The organism is Streptomyces sp. NPDC045695, from assembly GCF_056432025.1.
Genome location: NZ_JBWKJU010000014.1, coordinates 122128 through 143329, shown reverse-complemented (window position 1 = coordinate 143329; position 21202 = coordinate 122128). Strand labels below are relative to the sequence as shown.

Sequence of the window (21202 nt, the reverse complement as noted above, 5' to 3'; positions counted from 1 at the left end):
GGCCCCCCACATGGTCAGGGATGGCTACGCGAAGCTCGAACAACCGGGAAGGTTCTCAGCTGCAGTTGGAACGGTAGTACGACTCGTTACCCCAGGCCGCCTCCGGCGCCGACGCGTAGGACGTCTTCCCCTTCTCGACGTTGCCGCTCTGCGCGAGGTACTTGCCCTTCGCCGAGGAACCGTGGCAACGCTCGCCGTGGTAGTAGTTCGAGTACACGAAGTCGCTGCTGCTGACGCCGAAGTACCACTTGCCGCCACTGACATCCGACTCACCGGCCAGCGCCGGGGCAGCGACGGCCACCACGAGCGCACCAGCTGCGACAGCACCCTGGAACATACGACTGACCTGCATGTTTATCTCCATCTTCGAGATCAGAACGGGGATGGCTTACGGGAAACGCAGAGAACCGCGAAGGTTCTCAGCTGCAGTTGGAGCGGTAGTACGACTCGTTGCCCCAGGCCGCCTCCGGCGCCGACGCGTAGGACGTCTTCTCCTTCTCGACGTTGCCGCTCTGCGCGAGGTACTTGCCCTTCGCCGAGGAACCGTGGCAACGCTCGCCGTGGTAGTAGTTCGAGTACACGAAGTCCTTGCTGTTGACGCCGAAGTACCACTTGCCGCCACTGACATCCGACTCGCCGGCCATCGCCGGGGCAGCGACGGCCACCACGAGCGCACCAGCTGCGACAGCACCCTTGAGCATGCGACTGACCTGCATGTTTAGCTCCATTTTCTTGATCAACTCTGGGAACGAGGCCCAATCATGTGGAGCACATAATCATTTGGTCAACTCGACTCCTGGCATGGCCAAAACCCGCCCTCGATGCCCCCGCCATGCCGAACGCCGCCACAGCGCTTGGCCGCAAGGGCCGACAGGGCCGCCTCAGTTCAGGCTCGCTCCCGACAACTGTCTTAAAACTGCCTGCTATTGACTGACCATCTGTGGTGCACCCACACCGCATAAGAGAGACACATCACACCCGAGACCCGCTCGTACCTGCCAGTTCACCCGAGTCCTCTCCCTTGGATCCGGTAGACGAGGGCTCCCCACGACAGCGTCACGCCACCACAGTGCGGCTCATTACCGACCCATCCCCCGGCGACCCCTGCGCACGATCACCACGACCACACCCGACGGGAAGGTGCACCACTTACCTGGTGGACAAGACGTACCGTGTGGTGGAGAGCCGCCACCCGCTGGGTGCGGCGGTGGGGTCCACGTACGACGCGGCCAGCGGCGGACCGGCCCGACCTCCTCCGGACGTCGGATCACATTCGAGCGCGATGCGATGGGCTGCGAAACGGGCCGCACGAACAAAGCCCCAGGCCACAGACCTGGGGCTTGTTTTGCTGTCCAGATCCTTCTGGGCTCTCATGCCATTCGCGTGCCACAAGTGCCTTCGTAGGGCGTCAGGGGGTTGGGCCCCGGGCGCTACGCGATGTCGAGTGGCTGCCGTCCGGTCAATCGCCTCTCACGCTGAGGCCGACGGGCGGGGTGTGGATCGCGTCCTCCTCGGCGCTGGAGGGATAGGCGCTGGAGGGATAGCCGGCCTTTCGACGCCGCCCGCTGGGGAGGGGCCTCATCCGTGTGCCTCGCTTCGCAGGCGACATGATGCGGGCCGTCGCTGTGCGTGTCAGCGTGATCCCAGAGGAATCCGTACCCAGTCATCCAGAGGAGTCGCCGTCATGGACGGTAGTCAGGACAAGCGTCAGGAGCCGAGCAAGGGCCGCGAGGCGCAGGAGCACCATCGTCCCGGAGACCCTGCGCAGGCCCAGCCGGGCAAGTCGTCCCGCGAGAAGGGACAGAAGCCCGGCCCGAAGGAGGCCTCACGCCGCCGTGAGGACGACCTGCTGCGCGAAGAGGACCTGCACGACGAGGGGCTCTGACCAGCGCACGACTCGCCCACATGCCCAGCCCGGCCGGTCCACAGTCACTCCGGCCGGGCTCTGTGGCATCCCGACCGACGCCGGAGGGGACCGGGCCGCCCGCCACGGTGGCGCCGCGCTCTCGGCTCGGCCGCTGAGGATTCGCCGTCAGCCTGCCGCGTCGGCACTGTCCTCAGGTTCGGGTGTGGTGGCGATGAGGATCTGAGCGGCCTGCGTGATGTTGTCGGCGCGGACGGCGCGGGCCATCACGTCGCGAGCGTCGTCGGCGCTGGTGTCCGGGGGAACCACCAGCAGGGCGAAGTGGTCGTTGTGGCCGCGGGTGACGAGTACGGTGTCGTCGCCGACCGGGTCGGAGTCGAGGTGCACGATCTGGTCGTCGATGACCAGGCGGGTGGGGAGGCCGTTCCAGGCGGACGCGTCCACGCCGACCCGGGTGATGGGCCCGAGGTGCTCGGTCAACGCGCTGATCAGCGCGGGCAGCTCGGTCTCGATGTCACGGGTGCGCGGCCACCACGCGCCGTCCAGGCGCCCCTGCCGGGAGCTCGTGGTCTCCAGCCGCAGCAGCGCCGTACCGGGCTTGATCGCCTGGTGGATGGCGTCCGGCAGGAGCAGTGGCGGCGTGTGTGGGGTGTCGGAGTCAGCCATGTGGATCCGCCCGTCTACGGGGTACGGCCGCACTGCGCCGGCCTGCCGTTCTTTCACGGTACTCCCGCCACTCGCTCCGCGGCCCGCCGGAAAATGCCTGTTCAGGCCGGTCACAGTCCGTCGAACAGGCGTACAGTGAAAGCACCGGAAGTACTTCGCACACCGGCTTCACGCGGGTGTCATTTTCGGCGATCGCCTAAATACCGGGCTGCCGACGGGTAGTCCGGGGGCAGGTCCACATCATGACCACGACCCTCGACCGGACCGCGCCCCGCGACCTCGCCGCAGAGCTTCCGGCTCGCTTGTCCCTCACCCCCAAGAGCACGCTCGCCGGCCAGCTGGACGGCGCCTGGTGGCCCTGCTCCCGAAACCTCGAAGCCGAGCTCCCGGTGTTGCTGGCTGCCCTGGACGAGCCCTGGGGCCGCATCACCCGCGTCACCGTGAACCCCACCCGCTGGCCCGTCGTACCGCACACCGTGCCCATGGACGGGCGCACGCTGCACGTGGGCTGGTTCACCGAACAGGACCCCGACAAGCTGATCCTGCTCTCCTACACCGTCGGCCGCTGGGACCTCCTCGTGATCCCGCCCGAGACTGCACCCGCAGCCGCGGCCCGCCTGATGGCCGCCGCGACGATACCGGGCAGCGTCCTCACCGCGGGCGCGCTGATGACCAACGAAACTGCCATCGGGCGCGACATCCGCGACGCCCGTCGCCGGCAAGACACCTGGGAGGGCGAAGGCGGGGCATGCACGTCCGCCTTCCGGAACTTGCCGGACCGAAGCACCCTCCCGCTGCCCGGAAACGGCTGGCGGTGAGCTCCGTGGAGACCGTCGTCCTCATCACGGTGATCATCCTCGCGATCGCCATCGGAATGCGCTGGATCCACCTGCTGAACGCCCAGCACCACGCGCGGATCGAGGCCCACCACTTCAGCGACCCCCTGCCGAGGCCTCCCGGCCTACCGGACGACACCGGTCGTCGAGCCCTCCACACGGATGCCGACCGGTGAGGAACAGACCTTCCTCCGACCGGGGGCAGCGGTCGGGGCGCCACGGCGCCCCGACCCGCCGGCCTCTCATCCTCCCTGAAAGGGAACACGCCCACGTGAAATACATCGAGACCCAGACCCTGCCGTCGCTCGGGCACGCCGAGGTACGGATCATCGCGCACACGCCCGAAGCCGCCCGCATGGTCGCGGAAGCCCTTCGCGGCTGCTTCGCCGGAGCGGAACAGCGCAGCTACCCCGGTCTCGACGGCGACACCCGCCTCCACCTCACCGTGGACACGGCGACACCCGCCGGCCCCGCCCGCGCGCGGCTGACCGCCGGCCTGTCCCCCGTCGGCGCCGACGCCCACTCCGACGAGATCTGAGAAGACCCGGCGGGCCCCGGAGCGCACCCCTCACACGAAAGGACGCGGTCATGGCCACACTGCGCGAACGCAAGACCTACCGCGATCAGGTGCTCCGGGCCCTGTACGAAGCCGTCGAAGGCAACCGCCTCCTCGGCATCACCGGAGCACAGCTGCAGCGCGACCTGCACGTGCCGGAACAGGACCTGGCCGCCGCCTGCACTTACCTGGCCGGCGAAGGACTGATCACCGTCGACTGGGAACCCGGCAACACCCCCGCGATGGTCACCCTCACCCACGAGGGGATCCGGCGCATGGAGGCCGAGGAGGAAGGCACGGCCACGGGCCCGGCCTGACCGAAAGGCACGCCCTGACGTATTGATCACGAGCGTTCAGCTTCGCCCGGTGTGCGCGGGGACGCGAACGCCGGGCGAACCGGAAAAGGCCGTCGGGCACGAAGCCGTGTGGCGTGCCCAGTTGTGGGGGAACCTCCTGGAGGCCAGGCCGCCCATGCATCCGGACGCCGGCCCGCCGCCCCGTTGGAGGCACACAGGATGACCGTCGGAGGGGACCGGGACCCGGACCGCTCGGAGAGCTTCGGGGAGGAACTGCTCGGGGTGTCCCTGGACCGTGCGCCCGAGCTGGCGCCGCACATGGTCGGCCGCCGAGCCGGCCCGGCTGGGGAGCCGCGAACCACAGATCCTGCTCCGGGACTACGGACAGCGGGCCCAGCCCCAGGGAGCTGGAGCAGGCTGACCAGGGGAGTCCGAGGTGGTTTCGCCGCGTGCCCGCATGAGGGTGCGGGACAGGTCCCGGGCCACCGCGCGGAGGGGGCGAAGCCCCCCGGCCGACGGGATTCCGAACGGCTCGGAACGCTCCTCGCAGGCGGCCCTGCGCTCGTACCTCGCATCCTGGACGCGCGGCCCCGACATCCACGAGCTGGTGAAGGGAACGCGACGTCTGGCGTTTCCTCGCCCAGGACAGTTCAGCCCGCCCGGTGACACACCCGTGGGACTGGCACCGCCGCCCCCGGAACTCCGTTCAGAAGGCGCTCAGCGCGTCGTGGGTGTTGGTGCGATACAGGCCGACCTTCGGGTTGGCTACGCTGCCCGGCTTGGCCAGCTGGAGGCTGACGCCGTCCGCGTTCGGCATGTGCTCCTTGTCGGCCAGGACGTTGACCTCGTCGGCCACGGGGCCGGTGCCACCCGACGGGTTGAGGTTCACGGCCGCGTACGCGGTGGCGCCGGGGTGCACCGGGTACGCCGGGGCACCGCCCAGTCCACCGGGGGCAGTGGCCTGGAGACCGAGCGCGCCGCCCTTGGCGCTGAAGCCGACGGTGGGGAAGTAGTCCAGACCGCAGGAGGTGGAACCGTTGTTGGTCACGGTGATGACCCGGACGGTGGCCGGAGTACCCGTCGGGGAAGTGACCTTGACGGTCAGGTCGCGCGCCGAGCAGGAGTGGGTGTAGGCGTAGGAGTCACCGGTGTCCCCCGTGTCCTTGCCGCCCGAACCGGCTTTCGCCGGGGTGGTGGTGGCCGTGCCGGTTCCGGTGCCCTTGCCCGCGGACGGGGCTGCGGAGGCGCCCTCCCCGGACGGCGTCACGGTCCCGGTCGAGACCGGCTTGTCCGCGCTCTTGGTCGCGGCGGGGTCCGCGGTCGGCCCGCTGGCGCTGTCCGAGCCGCCGCAGGCGGTCAGGGCCAGAGCGAGGCCGACGGTGGCGGTGGCCAGGGCAGTGGTGCGGAGTCGGTAGGTACGCATGGGGAACTCTCCGTGTCGGTGCGGTCGTCAGACGGAGGCTTCCGCTTCCTGTTCTCTGACGAGACGTTGGGTGGGGCTGCTGTTCCGGTCGGCTGCTGCCGCAGGCGGCCGAGGGCGGTCGGTGGGGCGGGTGGGGCCCCCGTTGGGGCCCTCCCGTTGCGACCGCCGAATCCGCCCGCCGATCCGATCGGCGGACCGACGGGCTGATGACCCAACTGTGCGGCTGGTTTTGTCCCAGTGGCGTCCGCACCGGGATAGTAGGAACCCTGGAACGCTCCCGACCCTTCTCACCTGGGCGATCGGGCGAGCCTGGAACGTGCTTCCGGGATGAGGGGGAGGGTGGAATGGCCACGGAGACGGAGCGGTTCGCGGAGCTGATGCGCGGATTCAAGGAGCGCTCGGGGCGCAGCTACGGCACGCTCGCGAAGCGTCTGCACTCCAGCAACTCGACGCTGCACCGCTATTGCAGCGGCGCGGCGGTGCCCACGGATTACGCCCCGGTGGAGCGGTTCGCCCGAGTCTGCGGTGCCTCGGCCGACGAACTGGTCGCGCTGCACCGGCAGTGGCTGCTGGCCCTGGTGGAGCGGCGGCGGGGGGTAGCGGAGGGGCAGGCCCCGGGGTCGGGGGCGGCGGACTCCGCGGCGGCGCCGGGCGGTGACGCCGCGCCGGAGGTGCCGCCTGCATCGGCGATGGTCGTGGCTGGGGAGGCTTCGGAGGTCCGGCCGCAGGCGGAGACCGACCCCGCACCGGCCCCGGCGCCCGCGGCCGGGTCCGCCCCGGCGCCCGGAGCTGCCGGTGCGGAGGCCGCCCCGGCGCCCACCCCCACTCCGGCGCCCGCGCCGGCACCGGCGGAGGCGCCCGCTCCTGCACCGGCAACGGAGGCAGCCGCAGACGCCCCCGCCGCCCTCATCCAGCCGGGCTCCGCCCGGGCCTCCGTGCCGCGGGTCCGGCGTCCTCGGCTGCTGCTCGCCGTTGCAGCCGCCGTGGCCACCGCGGCGGTGGCGGGGATCGCCGCCGCCGTCTCCGCCCTGGGAGATACGAGTCACGGGGACACGCGCCACGGCGCCGTCCAGCCGTCCTCGCGCGAGCGGGCGGCGGCGGGTCCGGCCTTGCCGTCCGACGGGTCGTCGTCACCCACGCCCAGCGCCGATTCCACTCCCCCGTCCAGCCCCGGACCGTCGTCCCCCTCGACAGCCACCGCCAAGGAGGGGGCCTCCCCCACCGCCCCGTTCACCGTCAACGTCCTGCCCGACAACTGGGACAGCCCCTGCGACCAGTGGTTCGCCCTGGACAAGGCACCCGGCACGGTCCCCCCACCCCCCGCCGGGCAGGCGACCGAAGGGTGGGCCCGGGCCCTGGACGCCGTCCCGGCGGGGCACCTGCGCATGCAGCTGACCGTCCAGGGCACCGAGGGCAAGCCCGCGGTCCTGCACGCGCTGTACGTCCATGTCGTGAGCGGCCGCAAGGCTCCCGGCTGGAACGCGTACACGATGGGCGCCGGTTGCGGCGGCGCGCTGGTGCCGGCGTCCTTCGCCGTGGACCTGGACGACGCCTCCCCGAGGGCCAGGCCCGTACCCGGCAGGGAGGGCGAGCGGCCGACGGCCTCGACCGACTTCCCGTACAAGGTCTCCGCCACCGACCCCCAGGTCCTGAACGTCGACGCCGCCACACTCGGTCAGGACGTCAGCTGGTACCTGGAGCTGGCCTGGAGCAGCGGCGACCGCCAGGGCACCACCCGCATCGACGACCACGGCCGCCCGTTCCGCACGGTCGCCTTGAACGCCGGCCACAGCTACTGGTACAACGCGAACAAGAACGCCTGGCTGCCGGACACGGAATGAAAGCCCCATTGCACCCGGTCCGAAGAGCGACCGCAGCCCGGACGTGCCGTCCGGGGCAGTCGGCCTCTGACGCAACCAACTCGACTGTGCCGAACCCAGCCGTCACCGCCTCGACCTCCACTTCGTCGACACGGTCGACACCGTCGAAAACGATCGAGTCCCGGAACGGTGCATCGGTCAGCATGACCAGCAATCGTCACCCGCCACTTGAGCCCGCATGGATGTCGGAGTGCCGGTGTTCGCCGCCGGCACAGGCAAGGGCGGCTACGCGGAGGGAACCGCGGGTATCGAGAAGGCCCCCTGGGGCATCCCCGACCTGCTGTCCTCTCCCCCGCCCCGGCCCGGGCGTCGCCGCACCAGCCACCTGCGGGTGCTGTTCGCCAGCCGTCTCAGCGGCGACATGTCAGCGTGATCCGAGAGGGAGCTGTACCCCAGCAGGGCAAAGTCGTCCCGCGAGCAGGCAGAAGCCGGGCCAGAGGGAGACCTCACGCCTCTGAGCAGAGCACCACTCGCCCACGCACGCAGAGCCCAGCCGGTTCACGCTCGCCCCGGCCGGGCTCTGAGAACGGCCGGGCGTCGTCTGGACTGCGGCCATGGCTTCTGGGACTGTAAGGGGACAACCAGCCTGGTCTGGTGGGAGACCCCGCGCCGCCCCTACGGCCATACCAGTGGCCAAGGCCTGGTACGGGTGGTCTCGCTCGGCTGCGTGCGGCCCTACGCCACGCGCTCAGCGGCCTTTTCTCCCGCATCGGCGGGCGACCGTGAAGGGCTCGACCCCCGAACGGGGACGAACCATGAACGACGGCATCCGCGTCACCATGCGCCACGATCCAGAAGTCACGGTCATCACGGTGGCCGGCGAACTGGACATGGACACCTGCCCGACCCTCCACCAGGCCACCGCCGCCGCGGCAGCCGATGGCGCCCCTTTGCACATGGACCTCGTCGGTGTGCCCTTCATGGACGTCTTCGCACTGCACCTGCTGCTCGACCTCCAGCACGACTTCCAGCAGCGTCAGGCATCGTTGACCATCAGCGGATTCCAGCGGCAGCCGACACGGCTCCTCACCCTCACCTCCAGCGAGAACCTGCAGCTCCGCTGCACCCCGCCGCGCAACGTCGTGTTCGCGCCGGTCTTCCGGGAGTTGGGGTACCTCCCGACGCCGCCTTGAGGCACGCAGCCGCACACGCCGCCGACGTCACGCCTCGTCGGTGTTGATCACTACACCCGGGCGGAGCCGTGCCAAGCCCTGGCCCGTCGGAAACGCTCAGAGGGATCCAGCGGCTGACCGGCGCCCTGCCCAAGGCGGGTTACCGTTCTCACGCCTGAGGCCGAGCAGCCCGAGCATGGTACGACCGCCCCGGGCAGCAGCCCGAACGGCGACGAGCGGCCCACGGCATCTGACGCGATGCCCTCGCTAGGGCGCACTCGGGCGCGTCTCCGAGCCCGGGGCCTCGGCCGGCTGCTCTGCCGAGGTGCCGTGCTCAGGGGCTTTACGCCAGCGGGCTTCGCAGAACGAGTAGAGGCCGAACAGCAGGAGGCCCACCGCCGCCGCGATCAGCAGCACGGGCCCGGCGGGCGTGGCGGCGAACGAACGCAGCGTCTCGTCCATGCCCTTGGCTTCCCCGGGATCGAACCGCACCGCGGCCAGCACGACGAACAGCCCGGACACCGCCGCGACCACGCCGGTCGCCACGCCGCCGACAATGCCCAGCCCCGCGACCACCCGCCGCGTCACCGGGCTCATCTTGCCCGTCCGCAAGTTCTGCTCGAACTTCCGCATCAGGCTCCGGACCACGATCACCACGCCGACGATGACCAGGACGGCTCCGACCACACCGACGAGCACCCGCCCGAAGGGCCAGGTCAGCACCCTCGCGGTGTAGTCCTTCGACGCCTCATCGCCGGGACGGCCCCCGGCGGACCCGCCGACCAGCGCGGTCTGCACCACCCCGATACAGATCACGGCGTAGAAGACCGCCAGCCCCAAAGAGCCCAGGCGCCGGGTCCACTTGTCACCGCCCGTCACCGCCTGTCCGAACGCGGCCTCGGACAGGCGCCACAGCGCCATAGCCGCCAGTCCCACGACCAGCGCCCACAGCAGCACCCGGCCGAACGGCTGCTCCCCGATGGTCCGCACCGCACCGGACCGGTCGGCCTCCTTGCCGCTGTCGCCGCCCAACCCCATCTGCACGGCCAGCAGCCCAACCAGTACGTAGATCACACCGCGCGCGGAGAGTCCGACCCTGGACAGGACCTCCATGGCACGGCTGTTGGACACACGCCGCCCCGGGGATCCGGCCTGGGCGGCACTGCCGTTCCTTATGGCCATACCTGGCACCTCCGGGGCCCTGCCGTGAGGCGGACAGGGCGGGCGCAGTGGTCAGTGCTTGAAAACGTCCTTGATCTTCGCCCCAGCCTGCTTGACGTTGCCCTTGGCCTGGTCACCACGGCCTTCGGCCCGAAGGTGCCAGTTGCCGGTGACACGGCCGACGGTCTTCTTGGCGCCGCCCTTGGCCGCCTCGGCCTTGTGCGCGATCTTCTTGCCGATACTCACAGGTCTCCACCCTTCGTCATCTTCTGCCGGCGACGCCCCGTCCAGGGCTGCCCCGGCGGTTGGTCGGCAGAGCCCTGTCGGCCTACCGGGGCTCGGATCGGCGCTTGAACGGGTTGAGCCCCCTGCGGCGCTCGCCTTCGGGGTTGGGCTCTCGCGCGCTCGTCGTCTGCGGGCGGGAGGTACCGCGCTGGTCTACGACGTCTTCGCGGTCGTTGCCGACAGCGGCCGTCTCGCGGCGCGCCGTGCGTGTGGGGTACGCGTCGCGGCCGCGGCGAGAGGGGCGGCGGGCAGCGGCCAGGAGAAGGCTCAGCCCGAGCATGGCCACGGCCCCGACGACGATGCCGTAGAGGAAGAGTGAGCCGGTGGAGCCGGTGACGTGGTAGTCGAATACGGAGAATTCACCGGTCAGCTCGTGGGCGCTGCCGTCGTTGGTGACGACGCCGGTCACGCCGACGACCAGCGCGGCGATCAAGAGGATGAGTCCGAGGATGACGAGCATGGCGCGCTCCATAGGTACGCTCGCTGTCTCTCCACGGTAGGACTGCGCTGTCCGGGAAGCCACCGTCGGGGGGCGGACCTAGGAGATCTCGGCAGTCGTGAAGATCCGGTCCAGGTGGTGGCGGAGCACGGCGATGGCCGACTCCGGACTCCGCTGGCCCACGAGGATGCTGGTGCCCATGGTCGCCGCCATCGCGAGCAGGCTGATCGCCTCCGTGCGCGCGTCCGCGACGGGGTCGGCCAGGCCTGACGCCTGTGCCTGTTCGAGGAGTCCGGTCAGGGCGTTCTCCGCGGCGTCAGGGTTGTCGATGAAGGGCTGGGCGGCCAGCGCCTCGTCGGTCACCGACAGGATCGCGTAGGAGCTGTACAGCAGGTGGAACGTGCGGCTCTCCTCGTCGGTCGGCAGCGAGGCCAACAGCAGCGCCTCCACCGTGGTGCGCGGGCCCGGGTCCGGGCCGGCGGCGGCCAGGCGGGCGCCCACCCTCGCGGTGAAGCGGTCGGTCAGATGCCGAAGGCCGTAGAAGAGCAGCCTCTCCTTGGTCTCGAAGTAGTACTGCACGAGACGGAGCGACACACCGGCCTCCGCGGCCACGTCCCGCATGCCGACCGCATGCAGCCCTCGCCGCCCCGCGACCTGGATGAGCGCCTCGGCGATCTGGGCGCGCCGCTCCTCGTGATCCACACGCTTCGGCATGTTCCGGTGTCTCCGCCCGTCGATGGTGGTTCGCGGTCCGCTCCCCACACGCCTTGATGATACCGCCGTACCATATTCATGGTACGGTCGTACCATGAAGAACGGATCTTCACAGGAGGTGCCGCCGTGCCCGAGAACACCACCCGCGTACGCCCCGATGTCGGCCGCTACGTCAACGACACCCTGCGCGACCGCTACTTCGCCGCCGCCGACGTGCTCTACGCGATGGGGGCGCCCATCCGCTCCGAGACCGATGTGGAGACCGCGTTCGGCACCACGCACGTCTACCGGTACGGACCCGCGGACCCCGCCGCCGACTCCCGGACGCCGATCGTCCTGATCCACGGCGCCGGCTACAGCTCGGCGATGTGGTACCCCAACACCCCCGGGCTCAGCCTCGACCGCCCCGTGTACGCCCTCGACACCCCCGGCGACGCCAACCGCAGCGTCCACCGCGAACCCATGTGGCAGCCGGAGCGGGCCGCTCAGTGGATGGACGAGGCCCTCGACGCGCTCGGCCTCGATCGGGTCCACCTCGTCGGCTCCTCCTACGGCGGCTGGCTGGTGCTCAACCAGGCCCACCGGCGGCCCGGACGGCTCGCCTCCGTCACCGCCCTCGACCCCGGCGGCCTGGAGAAGGTCGGCCTGCGCTTCTTCGCCTGGGTCTTCGTGAGCCTGTTCGCCACCCTCGCCCCGAAGGCACTGCGCCCGCGCCTCGCCGCCTGGCTGGATCAGCCGGTCCTCGCCGTCCCCGAGATGCGCAAGTGGATCCAGCTCGGCGCCCGCGCGTACCGGATCCGCCGCCCCGCGCCCCTGCCGCTGGCCGAGGACGCGCTGCGGTCCATCCGGACCCCGCTCTACGTGATCATGGGCAAGCACAGCCTGCTCGTACACCCCAAGCGGCAGCTGGAGCGCGTACCCAGGCTGGTGCCGGGCGCCCGCGCCGAGATCATCTCCGCGACCGGGCACGGCCCGCAGATCGATCACCCCGACGTGGTCAACGCCCGGATGCTCTCCTTCATGGAGGACGTCGACTGCATCGACCCTGCCGCGGTCGACGCATAGGGCTACGGCGGGGAGGAACGACACGAGCGGCACCCACCCATGTGCCGGGCCCCTTCGGGCCTGCCGCGCGAACCCCCCACTCCAGGTCGGCGTCTACGAGGTGCGCGAGGAAGGCCGCGACGAGCCGGGGCCGCGTCACGTCGGGGACGGGGGCGGCGGGCCGGCGGGTGGGGGTTACGTCTGGGCGACGGCTTTCAGTGGGCTCAGGGCTGCGGCCCGGTGGGCCGGGAGGGTGGCCGCGAGGGCCGCGGTCGTGGGGGACAGCAGGCAGGTGAGGAGGAGCGTGCCCCAGGGGAGGGTCAGGGAGTACTGCTCGATCGCGCCGTTGGCGAGCGAGCCGACCGCCCATGCGGCGAACAGGCCGCCCGCCAGGCCGAGGAGGGTGCCGAACACGGCGACCGTCACTGCCTCCAGGCGGATCATCCGGCGGATGCCCGCGCGGTCCATGCCGAGGGCACGCAGGGCGCCGATCTCGCGGGTGCGTTCCGCGACCGACATGGCCAGGGTGTTCACGATGCCGAGCGCGCTGGTCACGACGCCGATGGCGAGCAGCCCGTACATCACGTTCAGCAGGTCGCTCATGGTGCCGGCGGCCTCGCGGACGAGTTGGGCCCGGTCCTGCACCTTCAGCAGCGGGCTGTTGCCCAGGGCGGTGCGCAGTCGTCGCTCGGTGGTCTTCGAGACCGCGTCGCCGTCCGTGCGGACCAGGATGCGCTGGACGGAGTCGGGCAGGAAGCTGTGCTTCGCCACGTCGGTTCGGGCACCCAGGACGTCCCGGGCGACGGGGTTGTCCTTGTAGACGCCCACGACGGTGTACTGCTCCGGTTCGTGGCTGCGGCCGATGCGGGCGTCGAGGCGACTGCCGGTGGTCAGGCCGTGTTCGCGTGCCATGGTGCGGGAGAGGGCGATCCGGCCCGGGCCGAGACCCTCGGCGGAGCCGCTGACGAAGTCGAGCTTCATGACGGCGTTCACGGTGTCGGGGTCGACGCCGGAGATCTCCCGGACCCCGCCGCCGGTGAACAGCGTGGAGTCCGTGACGGCGCTCGCGGTGGCCACTGCGGCGGTGTCGGCCACCCGTCGTACGGCGTCGGGGGCGATGCCGGTCATCGTGCTGCGCGTACTGATCACGTAGTCGGCGCCGAGCCCGGCCGCCGCCTGGTGGTCCAGGGCCCGCCCCGTGGAGTGTCCGATGACGGCGAGGCCGGCGACCAGCGCGGTGCTGATCATCAGGGTCGCGGCGGTGGCCGCGGTGCGGCGCGGGTCGCGCAGCGCGTTCTCCCGGGCGAGGTGGCCGGTGATACCGAGGCGGCCGGTCAGTCTCCCGGTCAGCCGGATCACCGGGACGGCGAGCAGCGGTGCCAGCATGATCAAGGCGGTGATGAGGAGGGCGCACCCGAGCATCGCCTTCTGGAGGTTCTCCTCCGAGGCGTCCTTCGCCCCCGTGAGCGACACCAGCCAGCCGACGCCGAGGAGGAGCAGGGCCAGGCCCGCTGCGCCGCGGATCCGGGACCGGGAGAACCGGGAGGACGGGGAGGACCGGGAGGCGGAGGGCGATTGTCCGGCCGTGCGCATCGCCTCGACGGGTGCGACCTTCGCCGCCCTGCGGGACGGGAGCCACGCGGCGAGGACGGTGACGCCCACGCCCACGCCGAGCGCCGCCACGACGGAGCGCGGGCCGATCACCAGGGGGCCTCGGGGCAGCGTGCTGCCGTCGGTGCCGAGGAGGTCGGGCAGGACGGCGGCGATGCCGAGGCCGAGGAGGAAACCGGCCGCCGATGCGACGAGGCCGACCAGGAGGGCTTCCAGGAGTACGGAGCGGGACACCTGGCGGCGTGAGGCGCCGATCGCCCGCAGCAGGGCGATCTCGCGGGAGCGCCGCGTCACGAGCATGGTGAAGGTGTTGACGATGAGGAAGGAGCCGATGAACAGCGAGATCCCGGCGAAGAGCAGCGGCAGCTTCTCGTAGCCCCGGGTCAGGGTGTCGACGAGGACGGCCTGCTGGGCGGCCCGTGCGGCGCCGGTCGTGGCCTCGGCGCGGTCGGCCGGGAGGACGTCGGTGACGCGGGCGGCGAGTTCGGACGGGTCGATTCCGGGCGCGGCGGACAGGTCCAGGCCGCTGTACGTGCCCGGGGACGCGAACAGTTCCTGGGCGGTCGCCTTGTCGAACAGGGCAAGGGTGCCGCCGGCTGTCACCCGGCTCTCCGTGGTGGTGACGATCCCGACGAGCCGCTTGGTCATGACCGGGCCGTCGGTGGCCAGCGTGATCGTGGCGCCGAGGTGGAAGTGGCCAGCGTGGGCGGTGCCGGTGTCCACGGCGAGTTCGCCGCTGTTCGTCGGGGCGCGGCCCTCGGCCAGCGGATAGCGGTCGTCCTTGCCGTCCTTGCCGGGTACGTACGCGGCGGCCAGGTTCGCCCCCGGCTTGCCGGCGCGCACTGGGGTGCCGTCCGCCGCGTTGAAGGTGGCCGAGCCGTCGACCGACGGACGCACGGCGGCGACACCGGGGACCTCGGCCAGCTTCCGTGCGAGCGTGTCGTCGAGCACGCTGGTCCGTGGGTCGGCGGGCGCCCCGGGCGGGGGCTCCTTCGCGGTCACGGTGACCGCGATGCCGGTGAAGTTCTTCGACACGGCGGCGCGGTGGGCGGCGGCGGTGGAGTCGGCGAAGACGAGGGTGCCGCAGACGAACGCGACCCCGAGGCAGACCGCGAGGACGGTCATGAGCTGACGGGCCTTGTGCGCGAGGAGGTTGCGCAGGGCTGTTCTGAGCATGGGGAAGGGAGCTTCCGGGACGTGGCTCGACGGAGGCGAGCGGGGGGCGGTGGCTGGTCGCCGGTGGCGGGTGGCGGGTGGCGGGTGGCTCGTAGCCGGTGGCTGGTTCGGTCCGGGGCGAGGCCGGGTCAGCTGGTGCGTGGGCGGGTTTCTACGTTTTCGGGGCCCCCGGAGGTGTCAGCGCCCCGGGAGAGATGCAGCATCAGGTCCAGGACCCGGTCCGGGGTGGGGTGCGCCATCTCGTCGACGAGGCGGCCGTCGGAGAGGAAGACGACGCGGTCCGCATAGCCGGCGGCGACGGGGTCGTGGGTGACCATGACCACGGTCTGGCCGAGCTCACGCACCGAGTCGCGCAGGAAGCCGAGGACCGCGGCTGAAGCGCGGGAGTCGAGGTTGCCGGTGGGCTCGTCGCCGAAGACGATCGCAGGGCGCGAGACCAGGGCGCGCGCCACCGCGACGCGCTGCTGCTGGCCGCCCGACAGCTGTGCGGGCCGGTGGTCGAGTCGCTGGGAGAGGCCGACCATGGAAACCACGCGGTCCAGCCACTGCCGGTCGGGGCGGCGCCCGGCGATGCTCAGGGGCAGCGTGATGTTCTCCAGCGCGGTCAGCGTCGGCAGCAGGTTGAACGCCTGGAAGACGAACCCGATCCGGTCGCGGCGCAGTTGTGTGAGCTGCTGGTCGTCGAGCGTGCTCAGTTCGGTGGTGCCGACGCGTACGGAGCCGGACGTGGGCGAGTCGAGCCCGGCGGCGCAGTGCATCAGGGTGGACTTGCCGCAGCCGGAGGGGCCCATGATCGCGGTGAACTCGCCCTCCCGGAAGGCGAAGGTGACCTGGTCCAGGGCCACGACCCGGTTGTCGCCACTGCCGTAGACCTTCGTCAGGTCGGTGGTGGAGGCCGCGACGCCGGGCGTGGTGTGCGGGGCGTACGGGGCGGGGGGACGGGTGGTCACGGGGGACTCCTCTTCGAGTGCGGGAAGGCGCACTTCGAAGGGTGTCGGGGGAATGTATCGGGGCCGGAGCGGGCACGTATCGGCGTCCGCGCCGCTTCGTAGCGGTTGTGTACGGGCCGCCTGCCGACAGGCCGGTAGGCCATCACGCCGCAGGCGGAGGCGGTCAGTCGGCCACGCCCCGACAGGCGGACACGCCGCAGGCCGGGACGCCGTCAGGCGGTCACGCCGCAGGCCGGGACGCCGTCAGGCGGTCACGCCGCAGGCCGGGACGCCGTCAGGCGGTCACGCCGCAGGCCGGGACGCCGTCAGGCCGTCACGCCGCAGGCCGGGACCCCGTCAGGCCGTCACGCCGAAGGCCGGGACCCCGTCAGGCCGTCACGCCGCCGGCCGGGACCCCGTCAGGCCGTCACGCCGAAGGCCGGGACGCCGGGACGCGGTCACGTCGGCAGGTGCAGGGTGGCCAGGGCGCCGCCGGATGGGGCGTTGTCCAGGCGGAGCTCGGCGCCTAGGAGACGGGCTTGGCCCAGGGCGATGGTCAGGCCCAGGCCGTGGCCCGGGCCTCGTTGCGGCGCGGCCGTGTGGAAACGGCGCGGTCCGTGGAGCAGCAGGTCGTGCGGGAAGCCGGGGCCGTGGTCGCGTACGACGACCGTACGGCCCTCGACGGTGACCTCCACCGGGGTGCCGCCACCGTGCCGGTGGGCGTTGACGACCAGGTTGCTGACGATCCGCTCCAGGCGGCGCGGGTCGGTCTCCACCGTCGGGGTCGTGGTCTCGGTGACGGTGACCGCCGTGTCGAGGCCGGTGCGGGCCACGGCGTCGCAGACGACGGCACCGAGCGGCACCCGCGCGCGGACGGCCTGTTCGGCGCCTGCGTCGAGGCGGGAGATCTCCAGGAGGTCCTCGACCAGGCCGCGCAGATCCCGCACCCGGGCACGGATCAGATCCTCCGTGTCACCCGGAGGCAGCAGGTCGACCGCCGCCAGCAGGCCGCCGACGGGGGTGCGCAGCTCGTGGGCCACGTCCGCGGTGAACTGGCGCTCCGTGCGCAGCCGTCGGCCGAGGCTGTCGGCCATGAGGTCGACGGTGGCGGCGATGTCGGCCACCTCGTCGTGGCCTTTCGTGGGCCCGGTCCGGGCGTCGAGGTCCCCGGCCGAGATCCGGCCCGCGGTCTGCGAGACCCGCCGCAGTCTGCGGGCGAGCAGCCCGGCCCCGTAGATCGTCAGGGGGGTGGCCGCCGCGAGCGCGAGCAGCGAGGCCAGCGTCATGGTCACGTCGAGCCGGCGCAGGGTGTGGAGCTCCGAGCTCATGTTGACCTGGACGGCGAGGACAGGGCTCTCCGGGCGGTCCGGGCCACCGGTCCGCTGGGCGGCCCAGAAGCTCGGCCCCACGTTTCCCTCGACGCGCCCGTCGTAGGCCGTGTGCCGGTTACCGTCGGCCGGGTCGCGCAGTACGGCGGGCAGTTCGGCCGGGTCCAGCGCGGCGCCGTCCGCGAGCGTGCCCGTACGCCGGTAGACGTCCATGGCCGAGTAGAGCGTGTTGACGGCCCGCGCTTCGCCCCGGTCGCGGATGTCGTCCGCGGTCCACAGGTGTACCGAGACGCCCACCGCGGCCACGACCAGGCACGCCGTGATCGCGGCGAGCCCGGCGATCTTCCAGCGCAAGGACGCGCGGGCCGGCCACAGCCGGTGGAGGGGACGCACCGGCCTCAGCGCCTCAGCTTGTAGCCGAAGCCGCGGACCGTCTCGATCCGCTCGCGCCCCAGCTTGCGGCGCAGCCGCTGCACGCACAGGTCCACGACCCGGCTGTCGCCGTCCCAGCCGTACTCCCAGACGTCGCGCAGCAGGGTGTGCCGCTCCAGCACGACGCCCGGGTGGGCGGCGAACTGGAGGAGCAGCTTCAGTTCGGTCGGGGTCAGCGCTACGCGGCTGCCCGAGACGAACACCTCCATGCCGGCGGTGTCGATGCTGAGGTCCCCGAACGCGAGCACCTCCCCCTCGGCGTGCGGCCTGTCGCCGGCGGCCTGTCCGGGCTCCGGTGCGGGCGCGTAGGTGGCCCGCCGCAGCAGGGACCGGATGCGCGCCACCAGCACGTACGTGTCCACGGGCTTGACCACGTAGTCGTCCGCTCCGGCCTCCAGACCGGCGACGACATCGAGCCCGTCGCCACGCGCCGACATCATCAGCACGGGCACCAGGCTGGTCTCCCGGACCCTGCGGCACAGCCCGATCCCGTCCAGTCCGGGCAGCATCACGTCCAGGATCAGCAGGTCGAAGCGCTCGTCCCGGAAGGTCTCCAGCCCTTCGAGCCCGTCGGCCGCGGCCTTCATCTCGTAGCCGTAGCGCTCCAGGGCGACGGTGAAGGACCGGCGCATCAGCTCGTCGTCCTCGACCAGCAACACGCGGACGGGGGGCGCGGAGGATCCAGCCGGGGCAGCGGAGGACACGGCGGACGACTCCTGTTCGTACGGACCGGGTGGGAGGGCGCTCCCGGCGGCGCTCACCACTCCACCGTGGCGCGACCGGCGACCCGAAACGACGATACGGCAGGCTGGCTGTGGGCCCCCTCGTACGCGGCCCGGCGCACGGTTTCGATGGACGACCAAGCGCTGCCCGATACCCGCCTGATACAACCCGGCGCGCAGCCGTTGTCAGTCGCAGTCAGCGGTCCGATCAGCGGTGCGGTCCCAGCGGCAGGTGAAGCGCCGGTCGGCGCTGCGGTAGCCGATCGTGACCGCGGAGGCTCGGGGCGGGCGGACGATGTACGAGTGGCCCCAGTGCGTGAACGCCGCGGTGCGGTGGCTGCTGAGGGTCACGGACGGGGACAGGGGCGCCTCGAAGTAGAGGTGCACGGCATTGGCCGGGGAGTCGCCGAAGGACACCGTCTGGCTGAAGTCGGCCTCCGGTGTGCTGCCCAGGTCGTACTCGATGAGCGTCCGGGCGGGTCCGGCCGAGGTCGCGTCGGTCAGCTTCGCGGTGATGATCTGGCTGCCCAGCGCGTGCTCCGCCTCCGGCAGTACGGAGGCGAACGACATCCCGCCCGGCTGCTCCCGGGTGAACGCTCCGATGACGCTCGCGCGCAGCGCGTCCGCCTCCGGCGAGACGACCGGCTCCGCCAGGACGCGCAGCCGTGACGGGATGAAGGCCCGGATGTCGGGGTAGCGGCGGCGCAGGGCGTGGGTCAGGCCCACGATGTTCTCCTCGGGTCCGAGGGATCCGATCGTCTCCGAGACGACGACGTCGGGGGGCGTGCCGATGTCGACCTGGACCGCGTTGCCCTGGACGACTTCGACGCGGTCGAGGTTCGAGGCCCGCAGGGCCTGCTGCGCGAAGGAAGCGGTGTCCTCCAGGTACTCGACCGCGACGACCGTCCCCGAGGTCAGCTGCGAGGCCATGGCGGCGAGGATGCCCGTACCCGTCCCGGCGTCGAGGACCCGGTCCCCGTCTGCGATCACCTCCGCCATGGCGTCGTGGAACGCGGTCAGCCGCGTGGCGTCGGCGAGCATGCGTGCGTGGTGGTGAGCCTCGAACATCAGACGTCTTTCTTGGTTGGTTGTTCAGCGGGGGGCGTTGCGGTCCCCACCGGAGCGGACCGGTCCCACCGGAGCGACCGGAGCCGACCGGGGGGCGCCGTCAGCGAAAGGCGGACAGCCTCTCCTTGACGGCGGGGACCGTGGGGTCGATCGAGTACGAGTACGCGTAGGCGTCCTGGGCGCGTCTTCGGTCTCCGCGGCTCTCGTGGATCCAGCCGAGGTGGAACGCGGCCGCGGCCACCGGATGTCCGCCGAGCGGGAGCATCTCCTCGTAGGCGTGGAGCGACTCGTCCAGCCGGCCCGAGACCAGGAGCGCGTAGCCGTGGGCGGCCCAGGCGTGGGCGTCGTACGGAGCGATGCCCGGCATGCGGGACGTGGCGGCCACGGCGCCCTCGGCGTCGTCCCTGCTCCGGCAAGCGCGCCCTTGGCACGCGAGGAGAGCGAGCACCTCTTCGTCCCACGCCAGTCGCCGCAGGCCGTCCTGCGGCCGCATGCCCATCGCGCCCAGGGCCGCCCGGTCCAGATAGGCGTACGCGGCTTCGGGTTCCCCGCGCAGGACGGCGGCGTCGGCGAGCGACTGGAGGACCCTGCGCTCGACCCACCGGTGCTCCGGATCCACGTCGATCAGTCGCGTCAGTGCTTGTTCGGCCAGCCGGACGGTCTCGTACAGGGCCCCGGAACCGGCCTCACGGCTCGCTTCCAGCGGCATCGCGAAGCCCGCCAGTGTCAGGCGGGTCAGGACGGACAGGCGGGGATCGGCCACCGCTCGAAGGGCCTGCGTCACCACGAGACCGGGCCTGGGGTGCAGCTGCAGGGAGACGGTCACCCGGGCGAGTGCGTGCTCCGGCCGGACGTCCCGGGGGAAGGCCGGGATGCCCGCCCGTACGTCGGTGATCCCGAGCAGCCGCGCCGCCTGCTCGGGATAGCCCAGCCGCAGCATCAGCGTGCCTGCCGTGTCGCGTTCGAGTGGGGTCAAGTCCTCGGAACGCTTGCACAGTTCGCTGATCCGCCACCACAGGCCGGTCGCCAGATCGGTCGGAAGGTGGTCGACCTCCGACCCCACCGCGTCCGCACGGCCCCAACTGGCCGCGGTGAGGACGCGGAGCCGACGGGGCGGTATCTCACTGAAGGCGGGAAGCGCCTCGACGTCGCGCCGTGCCAGGTGTTCGGCGATGGCGTGGGTCGCGATCGCGTGCTTCGGCGAACAGGGCACGGGGAGCGCCAGCCCCACGTACACGGGGCAGAGCGCCGGCACGTCCGCCGCGAGGAGCGATTCCAGGCGCCGCGTGAGGTCGCCAGAACTCTGCGGCGGTTCGTACGGTGGCGGCAGGTATCGCATGCTTTCCCGGTTCATAGGAGCCACGCCCGGCCCGAGTCCCCCAGCGGAGTGATTAATCCCACCCGGGATCCGGAGCCTTGACGGAACCGGCGGCACTGGCGGTCGCGTGAGTTTCGGTGCCCGCCGAATTAGCAGCGGTAGGGCCGGTAGTTGTGAGGACCGAGACGAGTGCAATGAGCACGATTGCGGGCCCGGTAGCCTTGTGAAGAAGCTTCATCATTTCCCCCTCATTCGCGGGCGGATACCCGCGATGGATGAGAGCTTCTCGCGACAGCTTCAGCCGTACAAGAGTTGAAGGTGCTCATGAAGTGACATTGCAGG

General features: G+C 71.5%; 23 protein-coding genes. 9 read left to right on the top strand and 14 right to left on the bottom strand.

What is annotated here, in order from left to right:
• Positions 1 to 55: 55 nt before the first annotated feature.
• Together AC07DU_RS23570 and AC07DU_RS23565 are read right to left on the bottom strand one after the other, a co-directional pair.
• Positions 56 to 352: a lactococcin 972 family bacteriocin gene (locus AC07DU_RS23570; protein ID WP_479113394.1), complete on the bottom strand. Its 297-nt coding sequence runs from the start codon at positions 350 to 352 to the stop codon at positions 56 to 58.
• Between the two features lie 67 nt (positions 353 to 419).
• Positions 420 to 716 carry a lactococcin 972 family bacteriocin gene (locus tag AC07DU_RS23565; RefSeq protein ID WP_479113392.1) on the bottom strand — a complete coding sequence of 99 codons (297 nt, stop codon included), beginning with the start codon at positions 714 to 716 and terminating at the stop codon, positions 420 to 422.
• Positions 717 to 1684: 968 nt separating this feature from the next.
• Between AC07DU_RS23565 and AC07DU_RS23560 the strand changes: the two genes are divergently transcribed.
• Complete coding sequence (locus AC07DU_RS23560) at positions 1685 to 1885, top strand: hypothetical protein (protein WP_479113390.1); 201 nt, start codon at positions 1685 to 1687, stop codon at positions 1883 to 1885.
• 147 nt (positions 1886 to 2032) lie between these two features.
• Here the strand turns inward: AC07DU_RS23560 and AC07DU_RS23555 are convergent, their stop codons facing one another.
• Positions 2033 to 2530 (bottom strand): DUF5994 family protein, encoded by a 498-nt coding sequence (locus AC07DU_RS23555; protein ID WP_479029573.1) that lies wholly within the window; start codon positions 2528 to 2530, stop codon positions 2033 to 2035.
• 242 nt (positions 2531 to 2772) lie between these two features.
• Here AC07DU_RS23555 and AC07DU_RS23550 point away from each other — a divergent pair, with 242 nt between their 5' ends.
• From AC07DU_RS23550 to AC07DU_RS23535, 4 genes are all read left to right on the top strand, one after another.
• Entirely contained in the window at positions 2773 to 3348 is a 576-nt protein-coding gene (locus AC07DU_RS23550) for a DUF5994 family protein (protein ID WP_479113388.1), read from the top strand.
• A gap of 5 nt (positions 3349 to 3353) precedes the next feature.
• Positions 3354 to 3542: a hypothetical protein gene (locus tag AC07DU_RS23545; protein ID WP_479113386.1), complete on the top strand. Its 189-nt coding sequence runs from the start codon at positions 3354 to 3356 to the stop codon at positions 3540 to 3542.
• Positions 3543 to 3637: 95 nt separating this feature from the next.
• Positions 3638 to 3904, top strand: a complete 267-nt coding sequence (locus AC07DU_RS23540; RefSeq protein ID WP_479113384.1) for a hypothetical protein — start codon at positions 3638 to 3640, stop codon at positions 3902 to 3904.
• Positions 3905 to 3954: 50 nt separating this feature from the next.
• The gene (locus tag AC07DU_RS23535) at positions 3955 to 4239 is read left to right on the top strand and encodes a hypothetical protein (RefSeq protein WP_479113382.1); all 285 of its coding nucleotides are present in this window, start codon (positions 3955 to 3957) and stop codon (positions 4237 to 4239) included.
• A gap of 685 nt (positions 4240 to 4924) precedes the next feature.
• On the opposite strand, the gene AC07DU_RS23530 is transcribed toward AC07DU_RS23535, so the two are convergent.
• Positions 4925 to 5641, bottom strand: coding sequence for a DUF4232 domain-containing protein (locus tag AC07DU_RS23530; protein ID WP_479113380.1), 717 nt, complete (start codon positions 5639 to 5641; stop codon positions 4925 to 4927).
• A 344-nt stretch (positions 5642 to 5985) separates the two neighbouring features.
• Between AC07DU_RS23530 and AC07DU_RS23525 the strand changes: the two genes are divergently transcribed.
• The 3 genes from AC07DU_RS23525 (at position 5986) to AC07DU_RS23515 (ending at position 8654) form a co-directional block, all read left to right on the top strand.
• Positions 5986 to 7482 carry a helix-turn-helix domain-containing protein gene (locus AC07DU_RS23525; RefSeq protein WP_479113378.1) on the top strand — a complete coding sequence of 499 codons (1497 nt, stop codon included), beginning with the start codon at positions 5986 to 5988 and terminating at the stop codon, positions 7480 to 7482.
• 217 nt (positions 7483 to 7699) lie between these two features.
• The gene (locus tag AC07DU_RS23520; RefSeq protein ID WP_479113376.1) at positions 7700 to 7894 is read left to right on the top strand and encodes a hypothetical protein; all 195 of its coding nucleotides are present in this window, start codon (positions 7700 to 7702) and stop codon (positions 7892 to 7894) included.
• A 382-nt stretch (positions 7895 to 8276) separates the two neighbouring features.
• Entirely contained in the window at positions 8277 to 8654 is a 378-nt protein-coding gene (locus AC07DU_RS23515; protein WP_479029560.1) for an STAS domain-containing protein, read from the top strand.
• A 246-nt stretch (positions 8655 to 8900) separates the two neighbouring features.
• Here AC07DU_RS23515 and AC07DU_RS23510 read toward each other — a convergent pair whose 3' ends face one another.
• From AC07DU_RS23510 to AC07DU_RS23495, 4 genes are all read right to left on the bottom strand, one after another.
• A complete protein-coding gene (locus AC07DU_RS23510; RefSeq protein ID WP_479113374.1) occupies positions 8901 to 9815 on the bottom strand; it encodes a DUF1206 domain-containing protein in 915 nt (304 codons plus the stop codon).
• A 51-nt stretch (positions 9816 to 9866) separates the two neighbouring features.
• The gene (locus AC07DU_RS23505; protein WP_360896662.1) at positions 9867 to 10040 is read right to left on the bottom strand and encodes a CsbD family protein; all 174 of its coding nucleotides are present in this window, start codon (positions 10038 to 10040) and stop codon (positions 9867 to 9869) included.
• 82 nt (positions 10041 to 10122) lie between these two features.
• Complete coding sequence (locus tag AC07DU_RS23500; RefSeq protein WP_479029556.1) at positions 10123 to 10539, bottom strand: hypothetical protein; 417 nt, start codon at positions 10537 to 10539, stop codon at positions 10123 to 10125.
• Between the two features lie 78 nt (positions 10540 to 10617).
• Positions 10618 to 11232, bottom strand: a complete 615-nt coding sequence (locus AC07DU_RS23495) for a TetR/AcrR family transcriptional regulator (protein ID WP_479029555.1) — start codon at positions 11230 to 11232, stop codon at positions 10618 to 10620.
• Positions 11233 to 11358: 126 nt separating this feature from the next.
• Here AC07DU_RS23495 and AC07DU_RS23490 point away from each other — a divergent pair, with 126 nt between their 5' ends.
• Positions 11359 to 12297, top strand: coding sequence for an alpha/beta fold hydrolase (locus tag AC07DU_RS23490; protein WP_479113372.1), 939 nt, complete (start codon positions 11359 to 11361; stop codon positions 12295 to 12297).
• A 174-nt stretch (positions 12298 to 12471) separates the two neighbouring features.
• On the opposite strand, the gene AC07DU_RS23485 is transcribed toward AC07DU_RS23490, so the two are convergent.
• From AC07DU_RS23485 to AC07DU_RS23460, 6 genes are all read right to left on the bottom strand, one after another.
• Positions 12472 to 15063, bottom strand: a complete 2592-nt coding sequence (locus tag AC07DU_RS23485) for an ABC transporter permease (RefSeq protein WP_479113370.1) — start codon at positions 15061 to 15063, stop codon at positions 12472 to 12474.
• 128 nt (positions 15064 to 15191) lie between these two features.
• Positions 15192 to 16013, bottom strand: a complete 822-nt coding sequence (locus tag AC07DU_RS23480; RefSeq protein WP_479113368.1) for an ABC transporter ATP-binding protein — start codon at positions 16011 to 16013, stop codon at positions 15192 to 15194.
• A gap of 437 nt (positions 16014 to 16450) precedes the next feature.
• The gene (locus AC07DU_RS23475; protein ID WP_479113366.1) at positions 16451 to 17713 is read right to left on the bottom strand and encodes an ATP-binding protein; all 1263 of its coding nucleotides are present in this window, start codon (positions 17711 to 17713) and stop codon (positions 16451 to 16453) included.
• Positions 17714 to 17718: 5 nt separating this feature from the next.
• Positions 17719 to 18456 carry a two-component system response regulator CseB gene (cseB, locus tag AC07DU_RS23470; RefSeq protein WP_479113364.1) on the bottom strand — a complete coding sequence of 246 codons (738 nt, stop codon included), beginning with the start codon at positions 18454 to 18456 and terminating at the stop codon, positions 17719 to 17721.
• A 204-nt stretch (positions 18457 to 18660) separates the two neighbouring features.
• Positions 18661 to 19542 (bottom strand): methyltransferase domain-containing protein, encoded by an 882-nt coding sequence (locus tag AC07DU_RS23465; protein WP_360896639.1) that lies wholly within the window; start codon positions 19540 to 19542, stop codon positions 18661 to 18663.
• A 100-nt stretch (positions 19543 to 19642) separates the two neighbouring features.
• Positions 19643 to 20881, bottom strand: coding sequence for a hypothetical protein (locus AC07DU_RS23460; RefSeq protein ID WP_479113362.1), 1239 nt, complete (start codon positions 20879 to 20881; stop codon positions 19643 to 19645).
• Positions 20882 to 21202 lie beyond the last annotated feature (321 nt).